Annotated in this window: 14 protein-coding genes and 1 tRNA gene; 11 read left to right on the top strand and 4 right to left on the bottom strand. The window is 58.3% G+C overall.

Annotated elements, in window-relative coordinates; all coding sequences use genetic code 11:
* Together AC3B8H_RS09120 and AC3B8H_RS09115 are read left to right on the top strand one after the other, a co-directional pair.
* A partial coding sequence (locus AC3B8H_RS09120) for an FIST C-terminal domain-containing protein (protein WP_488441276.1) occupies positions 1-368 on the top strand: 368 nt, incomplete at its 5' end.
* Positions 361-1,512 (top strand): GGDEF domain-containing protein, encoded by a 1,152-nt coding sequence (locus AC3B8H_RS09115; RefSeq protein WP_488441275.1) that lies wholly within the window; start codon positions 361-363, stop codon positions 1,510-1,512. The genes AC3B8H_RS09120 and AC3B8H_RS09115, both read left to right, overlap by 8 nt.
* A gap of 37 nt (positions 1,513-1,549) precedes the next feature.
* On the opposite strand, the gene AC3B8H_RS09110 is transcribed toward AC3B8H_RS09115, so the two are convergent.
* Entirely contained in the window at positions 1,550-4,081 is a 2,532-nt protein-coding gene (locus tag AC3B8H_RS09110) for a bifunctional diguanylate cyclase/phosphodiesterase (protein ID WP_488441274.1), read from the bottom strand.
* A 241-nt stretch (positions 4,082-4,322) separates the two neighbouring features.
* Between AC3B8H_RS09110 and lexA the strand changes: the two genes are divergently transcribed.
* The 4 genes from lexA to AC3B8H_RS09090 are packed head-to-tail and all read left to right on the top strand — an operon-like array spanning position 4,323 to position 10,099.
* Positions 4,323-4,931 carry a transcriptional repressor LexA gene (gene lexA, locus AC3B8H_RS09105; RefSeq protein WP_488441273.1) on the top strand — a complete coding sequence of 203 codons (609 nt, stop codon included), beginning with the start codon at positions 4,323-4,325 and terminating at the stop codon, positions 4,929-4,931.
* Positions 4,928-5,542, top strand: a complete 615-nt coding sequence (gene imuA / locus AC3B8H_RS09100) for a translesion DNA synthesis-associated protein ImuA (protein ID WP_488441272.1) — start codon at positions 4,928-4,930, stop codon at positions 5,540-5,542. The genes lexA and imuA overlap by 4 nt, the downstream gene beginning before the upstream one ends.
* The gene (locus AC3B8H_RS09095; protein WP_488441271.1) at positions 5,527-7,023 is read left to right on the top strand and encodes a Y-family DNA polymerase; all 1,497 of its coding nucleotides are present in this window, start codon (positions 5,527-5,529) and stop codon (positions 7,021-7,023) included. Before imuA ends, AC3B8H_RS09095 begins: the two co-directional genes overlap by 16 nt.
* On the top strand, positions 7,007-10,099 hold the full coding sequence (locus tag AC3B8H_RS09090) for an error-prone DNA polymerase (RefSeq protein ID WP_488441270.1): 3,093 nt from the start codon (positions 7,007-7,009) through the stop codon (positions 10,097-10,099). The genes AC3B8H_RS09095 and AC3B8H_RS09090 overlap by 17 nt, the downstream gene beginning before the upstream one ends.
* Before the next feature lie 130 nt (positions 10,100-10,229).
* Here the strand turns inward: AC3B8H_RS09090 and AC3B8H_RS09085 are convergent, their stop codons facing one another.
* From AC3B8H_RS09085 to AC3B8H_RS09075, 3 genes are all read right to left on the bottom strand, one after another.
* Positions 10,230-10,514 carry a hypothetical protein gene (locus tag AC3B8H_RS09085; protein ID WP_488441269.1) on the bottom strand — a complete coding sequence of 95 codons (285 nt, stop codon included), beginning with the start codon at positions 10,512-10,514 and terminating at the stop codon, positions 10,230-10,232.
* 62 nt (positions 10,515-10,576) lie between these two features.
* Positions 10,577-11,530 carry a YncE family protein gene (locus AC3B8H_RS09080; RefSeq protein WP_488441268.1) on the bottom strand — a complete coding sequence of 318 codons (954 nt, stop codon included), beginning with the start codon at positions 11,528-11,530 and terminating at the stop codon, positions 10,577-10,579.
* 87 nt (positions 11,531-11,617) lie between these two features.
* Positions 11,618-12,211 (bottom strand): SRPBCC family protein, encoded by a 594-nt coding sequence (locus AC3B8H_RS09075; RefSeq protein ID WP_488441267.1) that lies wholly within the window; start codon positions 12,209-12,211, stop codon positions 11,618-11,620.
* A 114-nt stretch (positions 12,212-12,325) separates the two neighbouring features.
* On the opposite strand from AC3B8H_RS09075, the gene sbcB reads away from it, so the two are divergent.
* The 5 genes from sbcB to AC3B8H_RS09050 form a co-directional block, all read left to right on the top strand.
* Positions 12,326-13,774 carry an exodeoxyribonuclease I gene (gene sbcB, locus AC3B8H_RS09070; RefSeq protein WP_488441266.1) on the top strand — a complete coding sequence of 483 codons (1,449 nt, stop codon included), beginning with the start codon at positions 12,326-12,328 and terminating at the stop codon, positions 13,772-13,774.
* Positions 13,775-13,857: 83 nt separating this feature from the next.
* A complete protein-coding gene (locus AC3B8H_RS09065) occupies positions 13,858-15,039 on the top strand; it encodes a pyridoxal phosphate-dependent aminotransferase (protein ID WP_488441265.1) in 1,182 nt (393 codons plus the stop codon).
* A 97-nt stretch (positions 15,040-15,136) separates the two neighbouring features.
* Positions 15,137-15,223, top strand: a tRNA-Leu gene (locus tag AC3B8H_RS09060).
* 175 nt (positions 15,224-15,398) lie between these two features.
* Positions 15,399-16,274, top strand: a complete 876-nt coding sequence (locus tag AC3B8H_RS09055; protein WP_488441264.1) for a glycerol kinase — start codon at positions 15,399-15,401, stop codon at positions 16,272-16,274.
* A gap of 489 nt (positions 16,275-16,763) precedes the next feature.
* Positions 16,764-17,893, top strand: a 1,130-nt coding sequence (locus AC3B8H_RS09050; protein ID WP_488441263.1) for a DUF262 domain-containing protein, incomplete at its 3' end; no start/stop codon positions are given.

The following is a 17,893-nucleotide window of genomic DNA, read 5'->3' as shown; positions in this document are numbered from 1 at the left end:
GCAGCTATTACGTGCGCGGCTTGCAGCGCGCCAATCCGGACGGCAGTTTGACCTTCTACTGCGCGATCGAGGAAGGCCTGGTATTGCGCATCGCTCACGGCGAAGCCATGCTGGCGAATCTGTCCGAGGCATTCGACCGGGTTCGGCAAACCATCGGCCAGCCGCTGGTCACGCTAGGCTGCGATTGCGTCCTGCGAAAACTGGAAGCCGCTGCCGCCGGCCAACTTTCGGAGCTAAGCCGCTTGATGCTCGACAACCGCGTAGTCGGCTTTCACACCTACGGCGAACAATTTCGCGGCATCCACATCAACCAAACCTTCGCGGCCGTCGGGATCGGCGCCCCGGCAACGGCATCCGCAGATGAATGATTCCAGCACCAGTCCCAGCCTCGCCGCCCTGCAGGCCGAAATCGCCCGCTTGAACAAGGTCGTCCAGGTCCTGATGGACCGGGTCGAACATAGCGGCGATTTGGGCAGCTCCTACTTCGACCAAGTCCAAGCCACGGTGATGCTGGAAGACCTAGTGCATCGCCGCACTCAGGAACTGGAAGCGGCGTTGGCGGAAAATCGAGCCGTCAACCGGGCGCTGAGCGAAGCGGAGCAAAAATTTCACTGCGTTCTCGACCAATCCCTGGTCGGCATTTCGATGACGATCGACCAACGCTTTCACTACGCCAACCCGAAATTCGCCGAAATTCTGGGCTACAGCGTCGAGGAAATCCTGGAACTGGGTCCGGCCGACATTACCCCGGCGGACGATTTGCCGCTGGTTTTGGACGTGATCCGCCGCGCGCTGGCCGGCGAGTTTCAGCAAATTACCTTTACCACGCGCGCGCGGCGCAAGGATGGCGAAATCATCACTGTCGAAGTGTCGGGGAAGGCACCGTTGGACATCGGCGGCCGCCCGGCGCTGATCGGGGTTTGGGCCGATATTACCGAGCGGCTCGCGGCGGAACGGGAAATCGAGGCCTTGCAGACCCGGCTCCGCGACCAAGCCTTGCACGATGGTCTGACCGGGCTTTACAACCGTTTGTTTTTAGCCGAAAACCTGGACCGGGAAATCGCGCGGGCCGCCCGGCACGGCTATCCGATCAGCGCGGTGATTGCCGATCTGGATTTTTTCAAATCGGTCAACGATCGTTACGGTCATCTGGGCGGTGACGCCGCGTTGACGCATCTGGCTGATCTGATGCGGCAACATGCCAGGGCCAGCGACATCGTTTGCCGTTACGGCGGCGAAGAATTCTTACTGTTGATGCCGGACACGCCCATCGAAGTAGCCTGCCAGCGCGCCGAATGCCTGAGGCAATCGCTGGCCGAACAACGGGTAGCCTGGAAAAGCACGCCGATTTCGCTGACCGCCTCGTTCGGCGTTGCCAGCTACCCGGACGACGCCCTATCCGGCACCGAATTGATCGAGGCCGCCGACAGCGCGCTGTACGCGTCCAAGGCCAACGGCCGCAATCGCGTCAGCCGCCATGTCCGCCCCGTTGAACCGGACCCGGCAAGTTAGGCGAGCGTCGCATCATGCCGATTTGCGTTGCCGCCGCTTACAAACCCTGATGCGAGGGCACCTCTCGCGCCGCGCGGCCAGCCAAAGTCGCTTTGAATAAGGCTGTCAGATCGTCGGCCGGCATCGGTTTGGCGAAATGGTAACCCTGGCCGAAATCGCAAGCGATTTTTTGCAACAGCGACAGTTGTTCCTCGGTTTCTATGCCCTCGGCGACCACCAAAATCCCCAGTTTATGCGCCATCGCGACGATGGCCTCGCAAACCGCCATATCGCTGGCGTTCACGGGCAAGTTTTGGACGAAGGCTTGGTCGATCTTGATATAGTCGATGTCGAATTTCTTCAAATAAGTCAGCGACGAATAGCCGGTACCGAAATCGTCCAAGGCCACCTGAATGCCGGCGGCATGAAACGCTTGCAACTGTTCGCGAACGATATCGTTGGCATCGAGCAGCAAACCCTCGGTGATTTCGACGACCATCGCCGCGCCGCTGATACCCATCCGCGCTAAATCTTCCGGCCAACGCTTGTAATCGTAGCGGGCGCTGAGAAACTGAACCGGCGATTTGTTGATGCTGACTTGAAACTCGGGATCGTAAAGCCTTCGCCAGATCGCCGCTTGTTGCAACACGGTGTCGAACACCCATTCTCCAATATCCACGATCAAGCCGGTTTCCTCGGCTAGCGGAATAAATTCGGCCGGGCTGACCATTCCCAGCGCCGGATGGCGCCAACGCAGCAACGCTTCGGCCTTGACGACTTTCAACGTCGCCATATCGACGATAGGCTGGTAGTAAACCTCGAATTGATTCTTCCGCAACGCCGCGTGCAATTCGCTTAATAACCGCAGACGGATCTGGGCGCGCTGCTGCAGCTCGCTGGTGAAATAACTGAAACGGTCTCGGCCGCGTTTTTTGGCTTCGTAAAGCGCCTGGTCGGCATTCTTCAATAGCTGGTCGCTTTGTCTGGCATCGTCCGGATAGAATGCGATACCGATGCTGGCCGATAAATATACGGTGTCGTCGCCCAAGCGAAACGGCTCGGCCAAACCGCGCAACACGATTCCGGCGATAGCCTCGACCTCGCTTTTATCCTGTAAATCGCCAACGATCACGGTAAATTCGTCGCCGCCGAGCCGGGATAGGGTTAATGCCTCGGGCAAGGCTCGGCGCAGGCGTTGCGCGGCTTCCCGCAACAAAATGTCGCCCATGAAATGTCCCAGCGTGTCGTTGACGTCCTTAAACCGGTCCAAATCGATAAACAGCAAGGCCATCCGCAAACCCGATTTAGCGGCCGCCGCCGACTCCTGCGCCAATTTGCTCAAAAACAGACTGCGGTTGGGCAATTCGGTCAACGGGTCCAAATGAGCTTGTTTCCAGATCACGTCGAGCGCCCGCATCCGCTCGGTGATGTCGGACAATATGACGACCTGATGGCCGGCCAAATCCGCGCTTAATGCCACCAAATTGACTAACACGATTTTTTTATCGCCGTTTTTGCAGACGACATCCAACTCCATCGACGGAAATCCGTGACCGCCGTTCAGAACCGACCGCGCGCGCTCTTCCCAATCGCACCGGACCGTCCGCCGGTATTCTGCATCCGGAAACGCCTTCCGCCACCAATCGTCCCATTCCGGCAAATCGGTCCGGTTATACCCGAAGGTTTCGACAAAAGCCGGATTCAAGTAAGGGACGTGGCTCCGGCCGTCGTACAACAAATACGCGATCGGCGATGCATCGATGATGGCGTGAAACTTGGCCTCGCTAGCCGCCAGGGCTTGCTTGGACTGATAAAGGCGATCGTAGGGAATTTCAACGCAATTCATGAAAACCGCGCGATAAATCATGCCGTAGGCGACGGCTTTATAGAGGTGGCCAAATAAATTGAAGACATCGGTCACGTCGGCGTACAGCGTGAAGAAAATTTCGCTGAGCGCCATCACCATGGCCGCGCCAGCCAAACCCAGCACGTCGTAACTCCGCGGATACAGGCCGCGCAGGTATAAACCCAAAGCCAGCGCCAGATAAACCGCTATCAAAGCGTATTCGCTGATTCGCTTAAACGCGGTCAGGCCGACGCCCGGCACAAAGGTGTCCGGTATCCAGGCGGCGTGGAACACCACCACCCAGGCCGCGCCGGCCACCGCGGCGAGCACGCCGGCCAACATCCACCAACGCCCGTTGGTTCGTTGCAAGTCCCAATTCGGCAGTACCGTGACCGAACATAAAGCCAGCGCGGCCAAGCCGCGCGCCGCCAGCCAAAAATCGATCGCCTTTTGCGGATCGCTCGGCGTCACAAAATCGGGCATGCCCTGATACGACAAGGTATGCAACAGGTCCAACAGCGCGACGCCGGCGAAACAACAGGCCAGCAACATCAAATTGCCGGAGCGCTCGCGCTGGTAAACGCTCCAGCCGACCGCGAAGACCAGCGCCGAAACGACGATGGACAAGGTTTCCAACACCGTGTGCAGCGGCGCGTAATTGGCGATTCCCTTCCAGCCGTCCGGCAACGGCGCCAACGCGACGCCAATTTGCAAGACCAATAAAATCGCCAAATAGCGCAGCATTAACAGGGTACGGCTTCTTTGGCTTCTATTCGGACAAAACATGCAATAAAACGGTTGGAAAAAATAACGGCGACGGGCCGGTTTTCATAAGCTTAGTCTTTAGCGCTTATTTCCCCAACCATATTAAGTTTAAAACCGGCGGCCGAAACACATCGACAAAACCAGCTCGACTTTAGCCGGCTTGAATCCGCTGATAAAAAACCACTATACTGCTTATAAAAGCAGTGTCTATAAAAACAGCATGAAATCCTTAACCGACCGCCAACAAACCATCCTCGACTTCATCGAGCGCCGTATCGGCGAGGACGGCTTTCCGCCGACCATCGCCGAGATTGCCGCCGCGTTCGGCGTGCGCTCGACCAACAGCATCCGCGGCCACTTGCAGGCCCTGGCGCGCAAGGGCGCGATCGAACTGGTGCCGTCGGCGTCGCGCGGCATTCGCTTGCTGAAGCCGGCAACCGAAACCGGCTTGCCGCTGGTCGGCCGGGTCGCCGCCGGCAAACCGATACTGGCCGAGGAACATATCGAAGACTATTGCCGGCTCGGTCCGGAACTGTTTCGCGGCCGCGCCGATTACCTGTTGCGGGTACACGGCATGAGCATGCGCGACGCCGGCATTCTGGACGGCGATTTACTGGCGGTACGCCGCACGTCGCACGCCGACAGCGGCCAAATCGTCGTCGCCCGCATCGGCGACGAAGCCACCGTCAAACGTTTGCGCCTGGACGACAATAAAGCCTTTTTGGAACCGGCCAATCCCGACTTCGCGGTGATGGAAATCGACCTGCAAAGCGAAACGCTCGCCATCGAAGGCATCGTGGTCGGCGTAATCCGCCGCGATTTGCCATGAAGCCGGCGCTGGAACAACTGCTGCGCGAGCAAAACGGAGTCTGGCGCGGCTTGCAAACCGACTCGGCCAGCGGCGGCATCGCCAGCGGCTTTGCCGAACTCGATGCGCTGCTGCCCGGCGGCGGCTGGCCGAGCGCGGCATTGATCAGCCTGGAATTGCCCAACGTCGGCATCGGCGAACTGCCGCTGTTGTTGCCGGCGATGGCCGCGCTGAGCCGGCAAGGCCGGCGCCTCGTCTGGCTGGCGCCGCCCTATCAACCCTACGCGCCGGGCTTGCAGCAAGCCGGTCTCGATCTCGGGCAATTGCTGGTCGTTGCCTGCCCGGAAGCCGCCGATCTGCCGTGGGCCTTGGAAGTCCTGCTGCGTAGCGGTGGCTGCGGCATGGCCCTGGCTTGGCCCCAGCGACCGTTGGCCGCTCACCAAACCCGCCGCTTGCAATTAGCCGCCGAGGCCGGCAACGCGCTGGCGGTGCTGTTTGCGGTCGGCCACGCCGCACAAGCCGGCCATGCGGCATTACAGATGACCTTGCAGCGCGAAAACGCCGGTTTGCGACTGCGGATACGCAAGGCGCGCGGCAGTCTGAGCCAACTGAATCTATGGCTGGCGTTGTGATGGCCGCCACCGCCCGCGCCCTTACTCCCAGGCCGTCGCCACCTCCACAGGCCGAAACGGCTATCGCCGTCCACCGGCCCAAACTTTGGCTGTGCGCCTATTTCCCGGACTTGGCCTTGACCGCCGCCGGCCTGGATTTAAGCCAAGCTTGCGCATTGCAGGAAAGCGTCAAAGGCCGGCCCACGCTGTACGCGGTTTCCCTACCGGCCAGGCAAACCGGCGTCGAGTGCGGCATGACGCCGGCCGCCGCGTTAGCGCTGTGTCCGAACTTGCGCATCCAACACCGCGACCCGCAACTGGAACACATCGCACTGGAGCTTCTGGCCGACGCCGCGCTGACTTTCAGCCCGTGGGTCAGCCACGACCGACCGCACGCCTTGCTGCTGGAAGTCGGCGCCTGCCTGACTTTGTTCGGCGGTGTCGATTCGTTGCGCGAACAACTGCGCCAAGCGCTAGCCAACACCGGCTATGCCGCCTGCCTGGCCTTGGCGCCGTCGCCGGCCGCCGCCGAAGTGCTGGCGCGGTTGGGGTTGGAAACGGTCGTGCAGCAGCTGGAAAAGTTGCGTTCGCTGCTCGGGCCGTTGCCGCTGGCGGCTAGTGGCCTGAATGCCAACGTGTTGCAGCGTTTGTCACGCACCGGCGCGCAAACCCTGGCCGATGTCTGGCGCTTGCCGCGCGATGGACTGGCCCGGCGTTACGGCCCCGAACTGATCAAGCGGTTGGACGCGCTGGCCGGCCACGACTCGCGTCTGCCCCGGCAATTTCACCGCCCGCCGCGTTTCGCCGCCGGCCGCGAACTGCCGGCCGAACTGGAAAAACTCGAGCATTTCTTCCCGGCCGTCGAACAGTTGCTGGCCGATTTGGGCGATTTTCTGCGCCGCCGCGACGCCGCCGTTCAGGCCGTCGAGCTGCGCCTGCTGCATTACCGGCGTCCGCCCACCGTTATCGATTTGAGCTTGCGCCAAGCCAGCCGCGACCCACTGCATTGCGGCCGCTTGCTGCGGGAAAAACTGGAACGCATGCCGCTGCCGGCGCCGGTGTTGGCGGTCAAATTACTCAGCGAAGCCATCGTGCCGTTTCAGCCGCGCAGCTTCAGCTTGTTCGACGACGAAACCCGCGAACAGGACTGGCAGAGCGCGCTGGAGCAGTTGCAAAGCCGGCTCGGCCATCAAGCCTTGCAATATCCGCTTGCCGCCGCCGAGCATAGGCCGGAACGGGCTGGCAGCCTAGGTCTTGATTTAGAAGCCGTGGCAACCGCGCTGCCGCCGCGCCCGCTGTGGCTGTTGACTAGCCCTAAGCCTCTGAAACCGGCCGAGCTGCGTTTCGCGGCGGACGGCGAACGCATCGCATCGGGCTGGTGGGACGGCGCGCCGGTCCGCCGCGACTACCGCATCGCCCACGACCGCGCCGGCCGCAAATTGTGGGTGTTCCGCGATCTGAAGCCGGGCGGCGGCTGGTATTGCCATGGCTTGTTCGGCTGAAACGCCGGCCTTCGCCGAGCTGCATTGTTTATCCAATTTCAGCTTTTTGCGCGGCGCCTCGCATCCGGAAGAATTGGTCGCCGCAGCCGCCCGCCTGGGTTACCGCGCCCTGGCCTTGACCGACGAATGCTCGCTGGCCGGCAGCGTCCGCGCCCATCTGGCCGCCAAAAAGCACCATATCGACTTGATCGTCGGCAGCGAATTTCGGCTGGACGACGGCTTGAAACTGCTGCTGTTGGCGACCGACCGCACCGGCTACGGCAACCTGTCGCATCTGATCAGCATCGCCCGCCGCCAGGCCGATAAGGGCAGCTACCGGTTGAGCCGCGCCGATTTGCAGCAACACTTTCCGGCGCAGTGTCTGGCGATCTGGCTGCCGGACTTGGCAAATCCGCAAGCCGCCGACGGCCATTGGCTGCAACACCTGTTCGGCGCCGATCTCTGGCTGGGCGCCGGGCTGTTTCTATCCGGCCGCGACCGAGACTGGATCGCCGCCGCCGAAATCCTGGGCCAACAACTGAATATCGCCATCGTCGCCTGCAACGACGTGCACATGCACCGCCGTTCCCGCCAATGTTTACAGGATACCTTGACTGCCATTCGCTTGTGCCGGCCATTGTCCGAACTGGGCTACGCGTTGTTTGCGAACGGCGAACGCCATCTGCGGCCGATGCAGCGACTGGCCGAGATTTATCCGCAAGCCTGGCTGGATGAAACCGTCAAACTCGCCAAGCGCTGCCGCTTCTCGCTGGACGAGCTGCGCTACGAATACCCCCGCGAACTGGTGCCGGACGGCCACACGCCGGCCTCGTGGCTGCGGCAGTTGACCGAAACCGGCTTGCAACGACGCTGGCCGAACGGCGAGCCGGCCAAGGTCAGACATCAAGTCGAACACGAGTTGGCCTTAATCGCCGATCTCGCCTACGAGCCCTACTTTTTGACTGTCCACGACATCGTCGCCTTCGCCAAAAGCCGGAATATTCTGTGTCAAGGCCGCGGCTCGGCGGCCAATTCGGCGGTGTGTTATTGCCTGGGGATTACCGAGGTCGATCCGGGACGCATGAATCTTCTGTTCGAACGCTTTTTATCGCGCGAGCGCAACGAGCCGCCGGACATTGATGTTGATTTCGAGCACGAACGCCGCGAGGAAGTCATCCAATACATCTACCGCAAATACGGCCGCCAGCGCGCCGCGCTGGCCGCGACGGTGATTACCTACCGCAGCCGTAGCGCGGTGCGCGACGTCGGCAAGGCGCTGGGTTTGAACGCCGGCCAGCTCGACCGGCTGGCCGGCAACGTCGACCGCTGGGATGGCTATAAACTGATGCCGGAAGCCTTGCGCGACAGCGGCTTCGACCCGGACAGCCCGGTGATCCGGCAGTTGAGCGCCCTGGTTGAGCAAATCCGAGGTTTCCCGAGGCATTTGTCGCAGCACGTCGGCGGCTTCGTGATCGCCCGCGACGAACTGACCCGGCTGGTGCCGGTCGAAAACGCGGCCATGGCCGACCGGACCGTCATTCAGTGGGAAAAAGACGATCTGGAAGCGATGGGCTTGCTGAAAGTGGACGTGCTGGCGCTGGGCATGCTCAGCGCGATCCGCAAGACACTGGCTTATCTGAGTGAATACACCGGCCACGCCTGGACCTTGGCCGGCATTCCCGCCGAGGACCCGGCCGTGTACGCGATGCTGCAACAAGCCGACAGCATCGGCGTGTTCCAGGTCGAGTCGCGGGCGCAGATGAGCATGCTGCCGCGCCTGAAGCCGGCCAATTACTACGACTTAGTCATCGAAATCGCCATCGTCCGCCCCGGCCCGATCCAGGGCGAAATGGTCCATCCGTATCTGGCGCGCCGCAACGGCCTGGAAGCCATCGACTACCCCAGCCCGGAAGTCCAACAAGTGCTGGAGCGCACACTGGGCATCCCGATTTTTCAGGAACAGGTGATGCAAATCGCGATGGTCGCCGCCGGCTTTACCCCCGGCGAGGCTGACGAACTGCGGCGGGCGATGGCGGCCTGGAAGCGCAAGGGCGGCCTGGAACCCTTCGAGCAAAAACTGCTGGCCGGCATGCGCGCGCGCGGCTACCGCGACGACTTCGCCCAGCGCATCTTTCAACAGATTAGAGGCTTCGGCGATTACGGCTTCCCGGAATCCCATTCGGCCAGCTTCGCCTTGCTGGCCTACGTGTCGGCCTGGCTGAAATGCCACCATCCGGCGGCGTTTTGCTGCGCCTTGCTCAACAGCCAGCCGATGGGTTTTTACGCGCCGGCGCAACTGGTGCAGGACGCCCGCCGCCACGGTGTCGAGGTGCGGGCCGTCGATGTGCGGCATAGCGATTGGGATTGCGGTTTGGAGCACGATGTTCGGCCGCCCGGGTTAAGGCTGGGCTTGAATCAAGTCAAGGGTTTGTCGGCCGGTGTCGCTGCGCGGATAGCCGCGGCCCGCGCCGAACGCGCCTTCGACTCGGTCGCCGATCTGGCCGAACGCGCCAAGCTCGACAAACGCGACCTGGAAGCGCTAGCCGCCGCCGACGCGCTGAAGGCGCTGGCCGGGAATCGCCATCAGGCTTTTTGGGCGGCGGGCGGCATCGAGGCGGCGTTGCCGGTGTTCGGCGTGCCGCGCGTCGCCGAAGCCACGCCGTTGCTGAAAACCCCGCAGCCGGTGCAGGACACCGTCGCCGACTACGCCAGCGTCGGCCTGACGCTGCGCGAGCACCCGCTGGCCTTGTTGCGCCAAAGGCTGCAGGCCAAGGGTATCATTACCGCGCAAAGCCTTTGGCAACGCCGCAACGGCAGCATCGCCCAGGTCGCCGGCCTGGTGATTTGCCGGCAACGGCCGATGACCGCCGCCGGCGTAACCTTCGTGACCCTGGAAGACGAAACCGGTCAAGTCAACTTGATCGTCTGGCCGAAAACCGCGCTAGCCCAGCGCAAGCCCTTGCTGAAGGCGCGCTTGCTCGGCGTGTCCGGCATCGTCCAGCAGCAGGACGGCGTGCTGCATTTGATCGCCGGCAAATTGGAAGATTGGAGCGACTGGATCAGCGCACTAGCGGCCAAATCGCGGGATTTTCACTAAACGTTTGCCAAGAACGCGGACGGCTCGACGCGCGGCAACAGAAAGGCGTCTGAAAAAACATGCGGCGCCACCGGCAATAAACCGTCGGCGCCTTTACCGCCAGAGCGATACAGCCTGGCGCCAAAACCGCTTAGGGTTTCAACCAGCCTTGCAAGGCTTCGATCAATTCCAAGGCCTGTTTTTCGCTGGAAATGTTGAATTTGGACTTTTGCTGATATTCGCCGTTGCGCTTTTGATAGCGGCGGATGCTGAAGCGGTCCCCGCTATATTGATTTTTGGCCGGCTCCCAATCCTGGTAGCGGTAGATCACCGTCGCCCAGGCGCCCTTACTCAATATTTTTTTATCCAATTCCTTCACGGTTTCGACGCCGCCGTCTTCGTAACGGATGGTCAAATCTTCAACGTTTTCAGCCATAGCCTTCTCAAAAATGGTTTAAGCGGCGCGCAGTCTAGCACAGCGGCCGCGAAATACGACGCTCAGCGGCTGAAGAACTCGCCGAAGGCCCGACTACCCTCCCCGGTGCCGATGGTATTGACCACTTTCAAGGTCTTGGCGTCGATGACCGACACATTGTTGTCGAACCAATTGGCAACGTAGACGTGGTTATCGTTGGGATGGGTGCTGATGCCCTCGGGTTTGTCGCCGACCGGGATCACCGCGACCGGCTTCAAGGTCGCGGTATCGACCGCGGTGACCGTGCCGTCATCCTGATTGGTCACAAACAGCAGGCTGTCGTTCAAGGCCAGCGCCACCGCGTAAGGCCGGGAGCCCACCTTGATCGTCGCCAGCCGCTTTAAATTGTGGGCGTCCAGCACGCTAACGTCGTCGCTCTCGACATTGGCCGAATACAGGCGCTTGCCCTTGCCGTCCACCGCGATGCCGAACGGATGCTCGCCGACCTTGGTGGTGTTGCGAATCGCCAATTTGACCAGATCGATTTGAGAAATCGAATCGTCGATCCGGTTGGCGACGTACAGCCAACGGTTATCGGGACTAACCGTCATGCCCGACGGCGATTTGCCGACCGTAATGGTCTTGATCTTCGCGAAGGTCTTGGCATCGAAGGCCGCGACCGAGTTCTCGTACCAATCGGCCACGAACACCAGTTCGCCCTTGCGGTCGGCCGTAATACCCAGCGAAGCGCCGCCGACTTTCACGGTTCTTAACACTTTGAGCCGCTCGCTATCCAGCACCGCGAAACCGCCGCCTTCCGGCGTGCTGATGTAAATCTGCTTCAATGCCGAGTTCACCGCGACGCCGGCCGGCTTGCCTTCCACCTTGACCGTGGCGACGACGCTCTGCTGCTCGGTATCGATCACCGACACCGAATTGTCGAGTTGATTGGTGATGAACGCGGCCGGCGCGGCCCAGACTTGCCAAGCGCCGAGCGTTAGCATGGCGATCAATACGGGTTTGCGGAAATCAGTCATGGTGGCGAGAATGCGGCGGATGGACCGAACGAGAGTCGGCCGAGGCGATAGAGACGCTAGCGCGCGTCTCTATCCTGGGAGAAGAACTTAGCGTTTCATCTCGATTTCGACCTTGCCGGCGTGGCCGGTCAGTTTGCGCGAAACGTTTTCCAGACCGGTGGTCAGGACTTCGGTGACCGCTTTGTCGGCGGCTTCTTCGTTCAATTCGGCCGGCGGATTGTTGTTGACGTAGGCGCGGTAGTAGGTAGCCACCCACTCGATTTCAGCCTTGCCGCCTTTATCGGCCACCGACAGCTCGGCGGCGTAGTTGCCGACCGGCAGCACCGGCAGCGGCTCGTCTTGGCCGGCGTGTTTGATGGTGCCGGTCGAGCTCATGTCGATGATTTTGTACTTGTAGGCCATTTTGGCGTCTTCGTAGGATTTCAATTCTTCCTTGATGGTACCGCCGCTTTGCAGGTGCAAGGTGCGAACCGAACCTTTGGTGTTATCGCCGCCTTCGACGCTTTTAATCGACGGATGCCAGGACATGTCGTTGTAGTTCTTGATTAAGTCCCAAACTTTTGCAGCCGGTGCATCGATGGTCAGGGTCGCGGTCAGTTTAGCTCTGACCGGGCCGTGCGCGTTCGCCAAGCCGGTAAACAACATCAGAGCCGCTGAAACGAATAGCGAGGTTTTTTTCATAAACGGTTTCCTATGGTGGTCGCGTAAAAATAAGGCGGCGATTATAAGATAAAATCCGCCGGCTAGTCGTTGCAAACGCAAGTTTGCGGAATTTTTCCCGTCACCCGAGCCACCATGACCACACCCAGTTTTTTCTGGCACGATTACGAAACCTTCGGCGCCGATCCGCGCCGCGACTGGCCCTGCCAGTTTGCCGGCTTGCGCACCGATGATGACTTCAATATCCTCGGCGAGCCGCTGATGGTCTATTGCCGGCCGCCGGACGACTATCTGCCCCACCCGGAAGCCTGCTTGATCACCGGCATTACCCCACAACTGGCCCGCCAGCGCGGCGTCAGCGAAGCCGAGTTCGCCGCGCGAATCAATGCCCAGCTCTCCCAGCCCGGCACCTGCGCGCTGGGTTACAACACCTTGCGTTTCGACGACGAAGTCACCCGTAATCTGCTGTATCGCAACTTTTACGATCCCTATGCCCGCGAATGGCAAAACGGCAATTCGCGCTGGGATTTGATCGACATCGCCCGCGCCGCCCGCGCGCTACGCCCGGACGGTATAGTCTGGCCGGACAATGCCGAAGGCGTCCCCAGCTTTCGCCTGGAAGAGCTGACCCGCGCTAACGACATAGTCCACGCCGACGCCCACGACGCGCTAGCCGACGTCCAGGCGACGATCGCGATCGCCAAATTGATCAAAAGCCGCCAGCCCAAGCTGTTCGCTTATTTGTTCGAACATCGCCTGAAAAGCCAGGCGCTCGGCCTATTGAAACTGGGCAGTTACACGCCGCTGGTGCACGTTTCCGCCCGTTTTCCGGCCCGCAACCATTGCCTGGCGGTCGTCGTAGCACTGGCCCAACACCCGGTCAACGCCAACGAAATCATCGTTTACGACCTGTCCGCCGATCCCGGCCCCTTACTCGATCTTTCGGCCGAACAGATCCGCGAACGGCTGTTCGTCGCCAGCGACGACTTGCCGGAGGGCGTGGCACGCATCCCGTTGAAGACCGTGCACGTCAACAAGGCGCCGGTACTGGCGCCGCTGTCGGTGATCCGACCGGCCGACGCCGAACGATTGCAACTGGATTTGGGCCGCTGCCAGAGGCATCTGCAACACCTGCAAGCCGCGCCGCCGCTGGCCGACAAGCTGGGCGCGGTATTTCGCCGCGAGTATGCCGACACCCCCGACGACCCGGACTTGATGATCTACAGCGGCGGCTTCTTCAGTGCCGGCGACAAAGCCGCGATGAACCAAATCCGCCAATTACCGCCGGCTGAACTGGCCGACTTCGATCCGGGCTTCGACGACAACCGCTTACCGGAAATGCTGTTTCGCTACCGGGCTCGCAACTATCCGGATAGCCTGACCGCCGAGGAACGCGCGCTGTGGTCGGCGCATTGCCGGCGGCGTCTGCTGGAATCCACGCCCGATAGGCCCAGCGCTCTGGAGACTTTTAAAGCAAGCATCGCCAACCTGACCGCTGCCGGCGCGCGCGATCCGGCAATTCTGGCGCAACTGCTGGCTTATGCCGACGAACTGGCCGCCAAACTGACTAACCCCAAAAAATAATCAGTTTTAGCGCGCCAAACCAAGCGTAACCGGCAAATTACCGTATAATGCCGGCCATTTGAGTAAATTTCGACCGAGGAAGCATGAGCATCACATTGTCCGACCGCGTCAAAGCAGTCAAACCGTCCCCTACCCTGGCCATCACCGCCAGAGCCGCCGCCATGCGCGCCGCCGGAAAAGACATCATTGGCCTGGGCGCCGGCGAACCGGACTTCGACACGCCGGAACACATTAAAACCGCCGGCATCAATGCCATCAACTCGGGCTTTACCAAATACACCGCCGTGGACGGCACCGCCGGCCTGAAAAAAGCCGTGATCGCCAAATTCAAGCGCGACAACGGTCTGGATTACGAACCCAAGCAAATCCTGGTGTCCTGCGGCGGCAAGCAAAGCTTTTACAATCTGGCTCAAGCCCTGCTGAACCCCGGCGACGAAGTCATCATCCCGGCCCCGTATTGGGTGTCCTATCCGGATATGGTGCTGCTGGCCGACGGCGTGCCGGTCATCATCGAAGCCGGCCAATCGCAAGGTTTCAAGATCACCCCGGCCCAGTTGCGCGCGGCGATTACCGCCAAAACCCGTCTGTTGGTGATCAACAGCCCGTCCAATCCAACCGGCGCAGCCTATAGTCTGGACGAACTGAAAGCACTGGGCGACGTGTTGGTCGATTTTCCGGATGTACTGATCGCCACCGACGACATGTACGAACACATCCTCTGGAACAAGGGCGAATTCGTTAACATTCTGAACGCGCATCCCGGCTTCTACGACCGCACCATCGTCTTGAACGGCGTTTCCAAGGCCTATTCGATGACCGGCTGGCGGATCGGCTATTGCGCCGGCCCGGCCGACTTAATCGATGCGATGTGCATCATTCAATCGCAAAGCACCTCCAACCCAACCTCGATCTCGCAAGTCGCCGCCGAAGCCGCGCTGAATGGCGATCAAGGCTGCATCGACGCCATGATGGTCGAGTTCAAGAAACGCCACGACTTCGTCGTCGCCGAATTGAACACGATAGACGGCATCGAATGCCTGGCGACCGACGGTACCTTTTACGTGTTCCCCAATGTCGATAAACTGATCGCGCGCCTGGACGGCATCAACGACGACCTGGAATTTGCCGAATACCTGATCGAAAAAGCCGGCGTCGCGCTGGTGCCCGGCTCGGCCTTCGGCTGCCCCGGCCATATCCGCATCTCGATTGCCACCAGCATGGCTAATCTGGAAAACGCGCTGGCCCGGATCAAACAAGCGATTTAAGCCGATACCGCATCGCCCCCCCCGGGCTTGCCAAGTTTCGATTGACAATTCCCGGCATTGCTTTAGAATTCGCGGCCTTCCAACACATGTTCGGAAAGCCTCGGTGGCGAAATAGGTAGACGCACGAGACTTAAAATCTCGCGACCGAAAGGTCGTACCGGTTCGATTCCGGTCTGAGGCACCAAATCCAAGAACCCGCAAGCCCTAAAGGCTTCGCGGGTTTTTTATTGCGTGGCGATTTCCTCGGTATAGCCCAACAAATTTCCCCAAGGTTGGGTCTACCAACCGGTGCCAATCTCTTTGCGGTAGCGATTATCGTTGGTCTACACTTCGTCCGATCTAACTAGAGAACTACAGAGATGAGTGACGAGAAACGCCTATCCACCACCCAATTGGCCAAATTGCGCGGCATGTCCCAAGAGCAAATGTTCGGGCAGTTGACTGCGCTGGGCCTGATCGAAAAACAAGACGACAAATGGCAGTTAACCGACTCGGGCACAGCTGCCGGCGGCGTTTATCTGACCGGCAAATACGGCCAGTACGTCGCCTGGCCCGAGGATTTTCAATTGCCAACCGTCACAGTCAAACCGGACGCGGCTAAGCTGCTGACCGCCACCGTGCTGGGGCAACAATTCGAGCTCCCGGCCAATAAAATGAATTACATCCTGTCCGAACTGGGCTGGATCAAAAAAGGCTTGAAAGGCTGGCTGGTCACCGAACAAGGGCTAGCAATGGGTGCAGAGCAAGGCGAAGACAGCCGCTCCGGCATTCCTTACGTGCGCTGGCCGGAAAAAATCACCCGCAACCGGGCCTTGAAAGACAACGTCGATAACATCAAGGGCGTCGACAAACCCAAAACCGACACCGACAAAATGGACAGCTTCCGCCACAAATTCGAAGCCACCCACCGCGCCACCGACGGCCATTTCGTCCGCTCCAAGGCGGAAATGCTGATCGACAATTGGCTGTACATGGCGGAAATCGTCCACGCCTACGAACGCAAACTACCGATCGAAGAAGAAATGTACTGCGATTTTTACATCCCCACCGGCAAAGTGTATATCGAATTCTGGGGCTACGAAAACGATGCCAAATACCAAGCTAGAAAACAGGAAAAACTCGCGATTTATCAGAAGTATAATTTCAATCTGATTGAGTTGACCGATAAAGACGTGTTGAATCTGGACGATATTTTGCCGAGGTTGTTGTTGAAGTTTGGGGTGCAGGCGTATTGATAGGTCATTTGCTTATAATGAAGCCTTAATGCGGTGTCAACGATAGAGCAATGCATTCGAAATCTGGGTTTTATCTTGTTTTCTATTGTTGGAAATTAAGGTATTTATTAAATCGAATTAAATAATTTATTGATCTTTAATCATCTTAGTAATTTTTTAATAAAACACATTAATGGAGCGCCACATGGCAGAATTGGCTTCTCAACCTACTGCAATACAGTCAATATATACCGGCGAGTGACGGCTTCCGTCCGTAAAGATTTTCGCCCATCCATGGGACGAAAATCAGGACTCCACCGTCACGGTGACTGCCTTCGGCGGCCCCGACGCGTCCGCGTCACCTCGTTTCGACCCAACCAGGGGTCGAAACATCGGCTCTCGCATGACTTAACGGCATGTCGCGATGCCTTGCAGGTTTTCTGCGAAAACCCGCCCGGCGCTACGCCTATCGGGGACTAAAATTCATCACTCCGCTTTCGCTACGTTTCCTTGAATTTCAGCGATTGGTTCATAGAAAACAAATTATTTGTAAACAGAAGGTACCAAAGAAAGCTCGTTTGGACGCTAGAAGAAAAGCAAAAATTAATTGAATCTATTCTGAACAAATATCCTATCCCTGCCATATTAATTGCAGAAATGGACGAACCTGGAACATACGAAATAATTGATGGACTCCAGCGATTACATGCAATTGTTTCTTTTATTGAGACATCTTATTCAACTCTAGATGGATTGCATTTTAACCTTGAATACTTTCCCACCGCTAAAGCTTGTGCAGAGAGTGGAAGGTTTCAACCGGAAAACTCAGGAAATTATATTAATCAAAAGGCTGTTAGCGCTATTTTAGATTACGCCCTCCCATTGTCGGTGATGCGTAATGCGACGCCGGAACAAATTAATGATGTTTTCGACAGAATTAATACATATGGTCATCGTTTGAGCGATCAGGAAAGACGACAATCCGGGGTGCAAAACGCTTTTTCTGAAGTAGTAAGAAAAATAGCATGCGACATTAGGGGTGATGTATCTTGCGATGTGTTGAATTTATCACTTATGCCATCAATTAGCATTGATTTACCTATGACAAAGCATGGGTATCAAATTTGTGCAGAGGAAGTTTTCTGGGTGCAGCAAGGTATCTTAAGATCAACCGATCTTCGAGATAGCATGGATGAACAATGTATTGCAGACATTGTTTCATCCATAGTTGGAGGAGACCTTATTAGTCGCTCCAAAGATGCATTGGATGATATATACCAAAAAGGAAGCGAAGAAAATATACGGATATTGACTTCTTTAGATATTTATGGTGACAACAAAATAACTGAAGAATTTAAATTCTGCATAGATGAAATCAAGAAAATATGCGCAACCGACAATAATAAAAAGCTCAGAGAAATTGTTTTTGAAAAGAGGACAACAAATCCATTTCCATCTGTTTTTGCAGCTTTATTCATAGCATTACATGAAATATTCGTGAAGGATAATAAAATTATTTCAGACTATAGTAAAGCAAAATCAGCTCTAAATAATATTATAACTCGCATTGAGGCAAGCAAAAAAGCAGGCTCACCTGATGAGCGTAGAAAGAACGTTGACACCATAAAAGGTTTATTAGC

The organism is Methylomonas sp. BG-2 (genome assembly GCF_057766305.1).
Note: the sequence above shows the minus strand (reverse complement) of the source record. Positions and strands in the feature narration are given on the sequence as shown.

What these genes read in the sequence shown, in the direction of transcription:
- lexA (WP_488441273.1), top strand. Translation starts at nt 4,323, where the DNA reads ATGAAATCCTTAACCGACCGCCAACAAACCATCCTCGACTTCATCGAG.
- AC3B8H_RS09110 (WP_488441274.1), bottom strand. Translation starts at nt 4,081, where the DNA reads ATGCTGCGCTATTTGGCGATTTTATTGGTCTTGCAAATTGGCGTCGCG.
- AC3B8H_RS09075 (WP_488441267.1), bottom strand. Translation starts at nt 12,211, where the DNA reads ATGAAAAAAACCTCGCTATTCGTTTCAGCGGCTCTGATGTTGTTTACC.
- AC3B8H_RS09090 (WP_488441270.1), top strand. Translation starts at nt 7,007, where the DNA reads ATGGCTTGTTCGGCTGAAACGCCGGCCTTCGCCGAGCTGCATTGTTTA.
- sbcB (WP_488441266.1), top strand. Translation starts at nt 12,326, where the DNA reads ATGACCACACCCAGTTTTTTCTGGCACGATTACGAAACCTTCGGCGCC.
- AC3B8H_RS09055 (WP_488441264.1), top strand. Translation starts at nt 15,399, where the DNA reads ATGAGTGACGAGAAACGCCTATCCACCACCCAATTGGCCAAATTGCGC.
- AC3B8H_RS09080 (WP_488441268.1), bottom strand. Translation starts at nt 11,530, where the DNA reads ATGACTGATTTCCGCAAACCCGTATTGATCGCCATGCTAACGCTCGGC.
- AC3B8H_RS09065 (WP_488441265.1), top strand. Translation starts at nt 13,858, where the DNA reads ATGAGCATCACATTGTCCGACCGCGTCAAAGCAGTCAAACCGTCCCCT.
- AC3B8H_RS09095 (WP_488441271.1), top strand. Translation starts at nt 5,527, where the DNA reads ATGGCTGGCGTTGTGATGGCCGCCACCGCCCGCGCCCTTACTCCCAGG.
- AC3B8H_RS09085 (WP_488441269.1), bottom strand. Translation starts at nt 10,514, where the DNA reads ATGGCTGAAAACGTTGAAGATTTGACCATCCGTTACGAAGACGGCGGC.
- imuA (WP_488441272.1), top strand. Translation starts at nt 4,928, where the DNA reads ATGAAGCCGGCGCTGGAACAACTGCTGCGCGAGCAAAACGGAGTCTGG.
- AC3B8H_RS09115 (WP_488441275.1), top strand. Translation starts at nt 361, where the DNA reads ATGAATGATTCCAGCACCAGTCCCAGCCTCGCCGCCCTGCAGGCCGAA.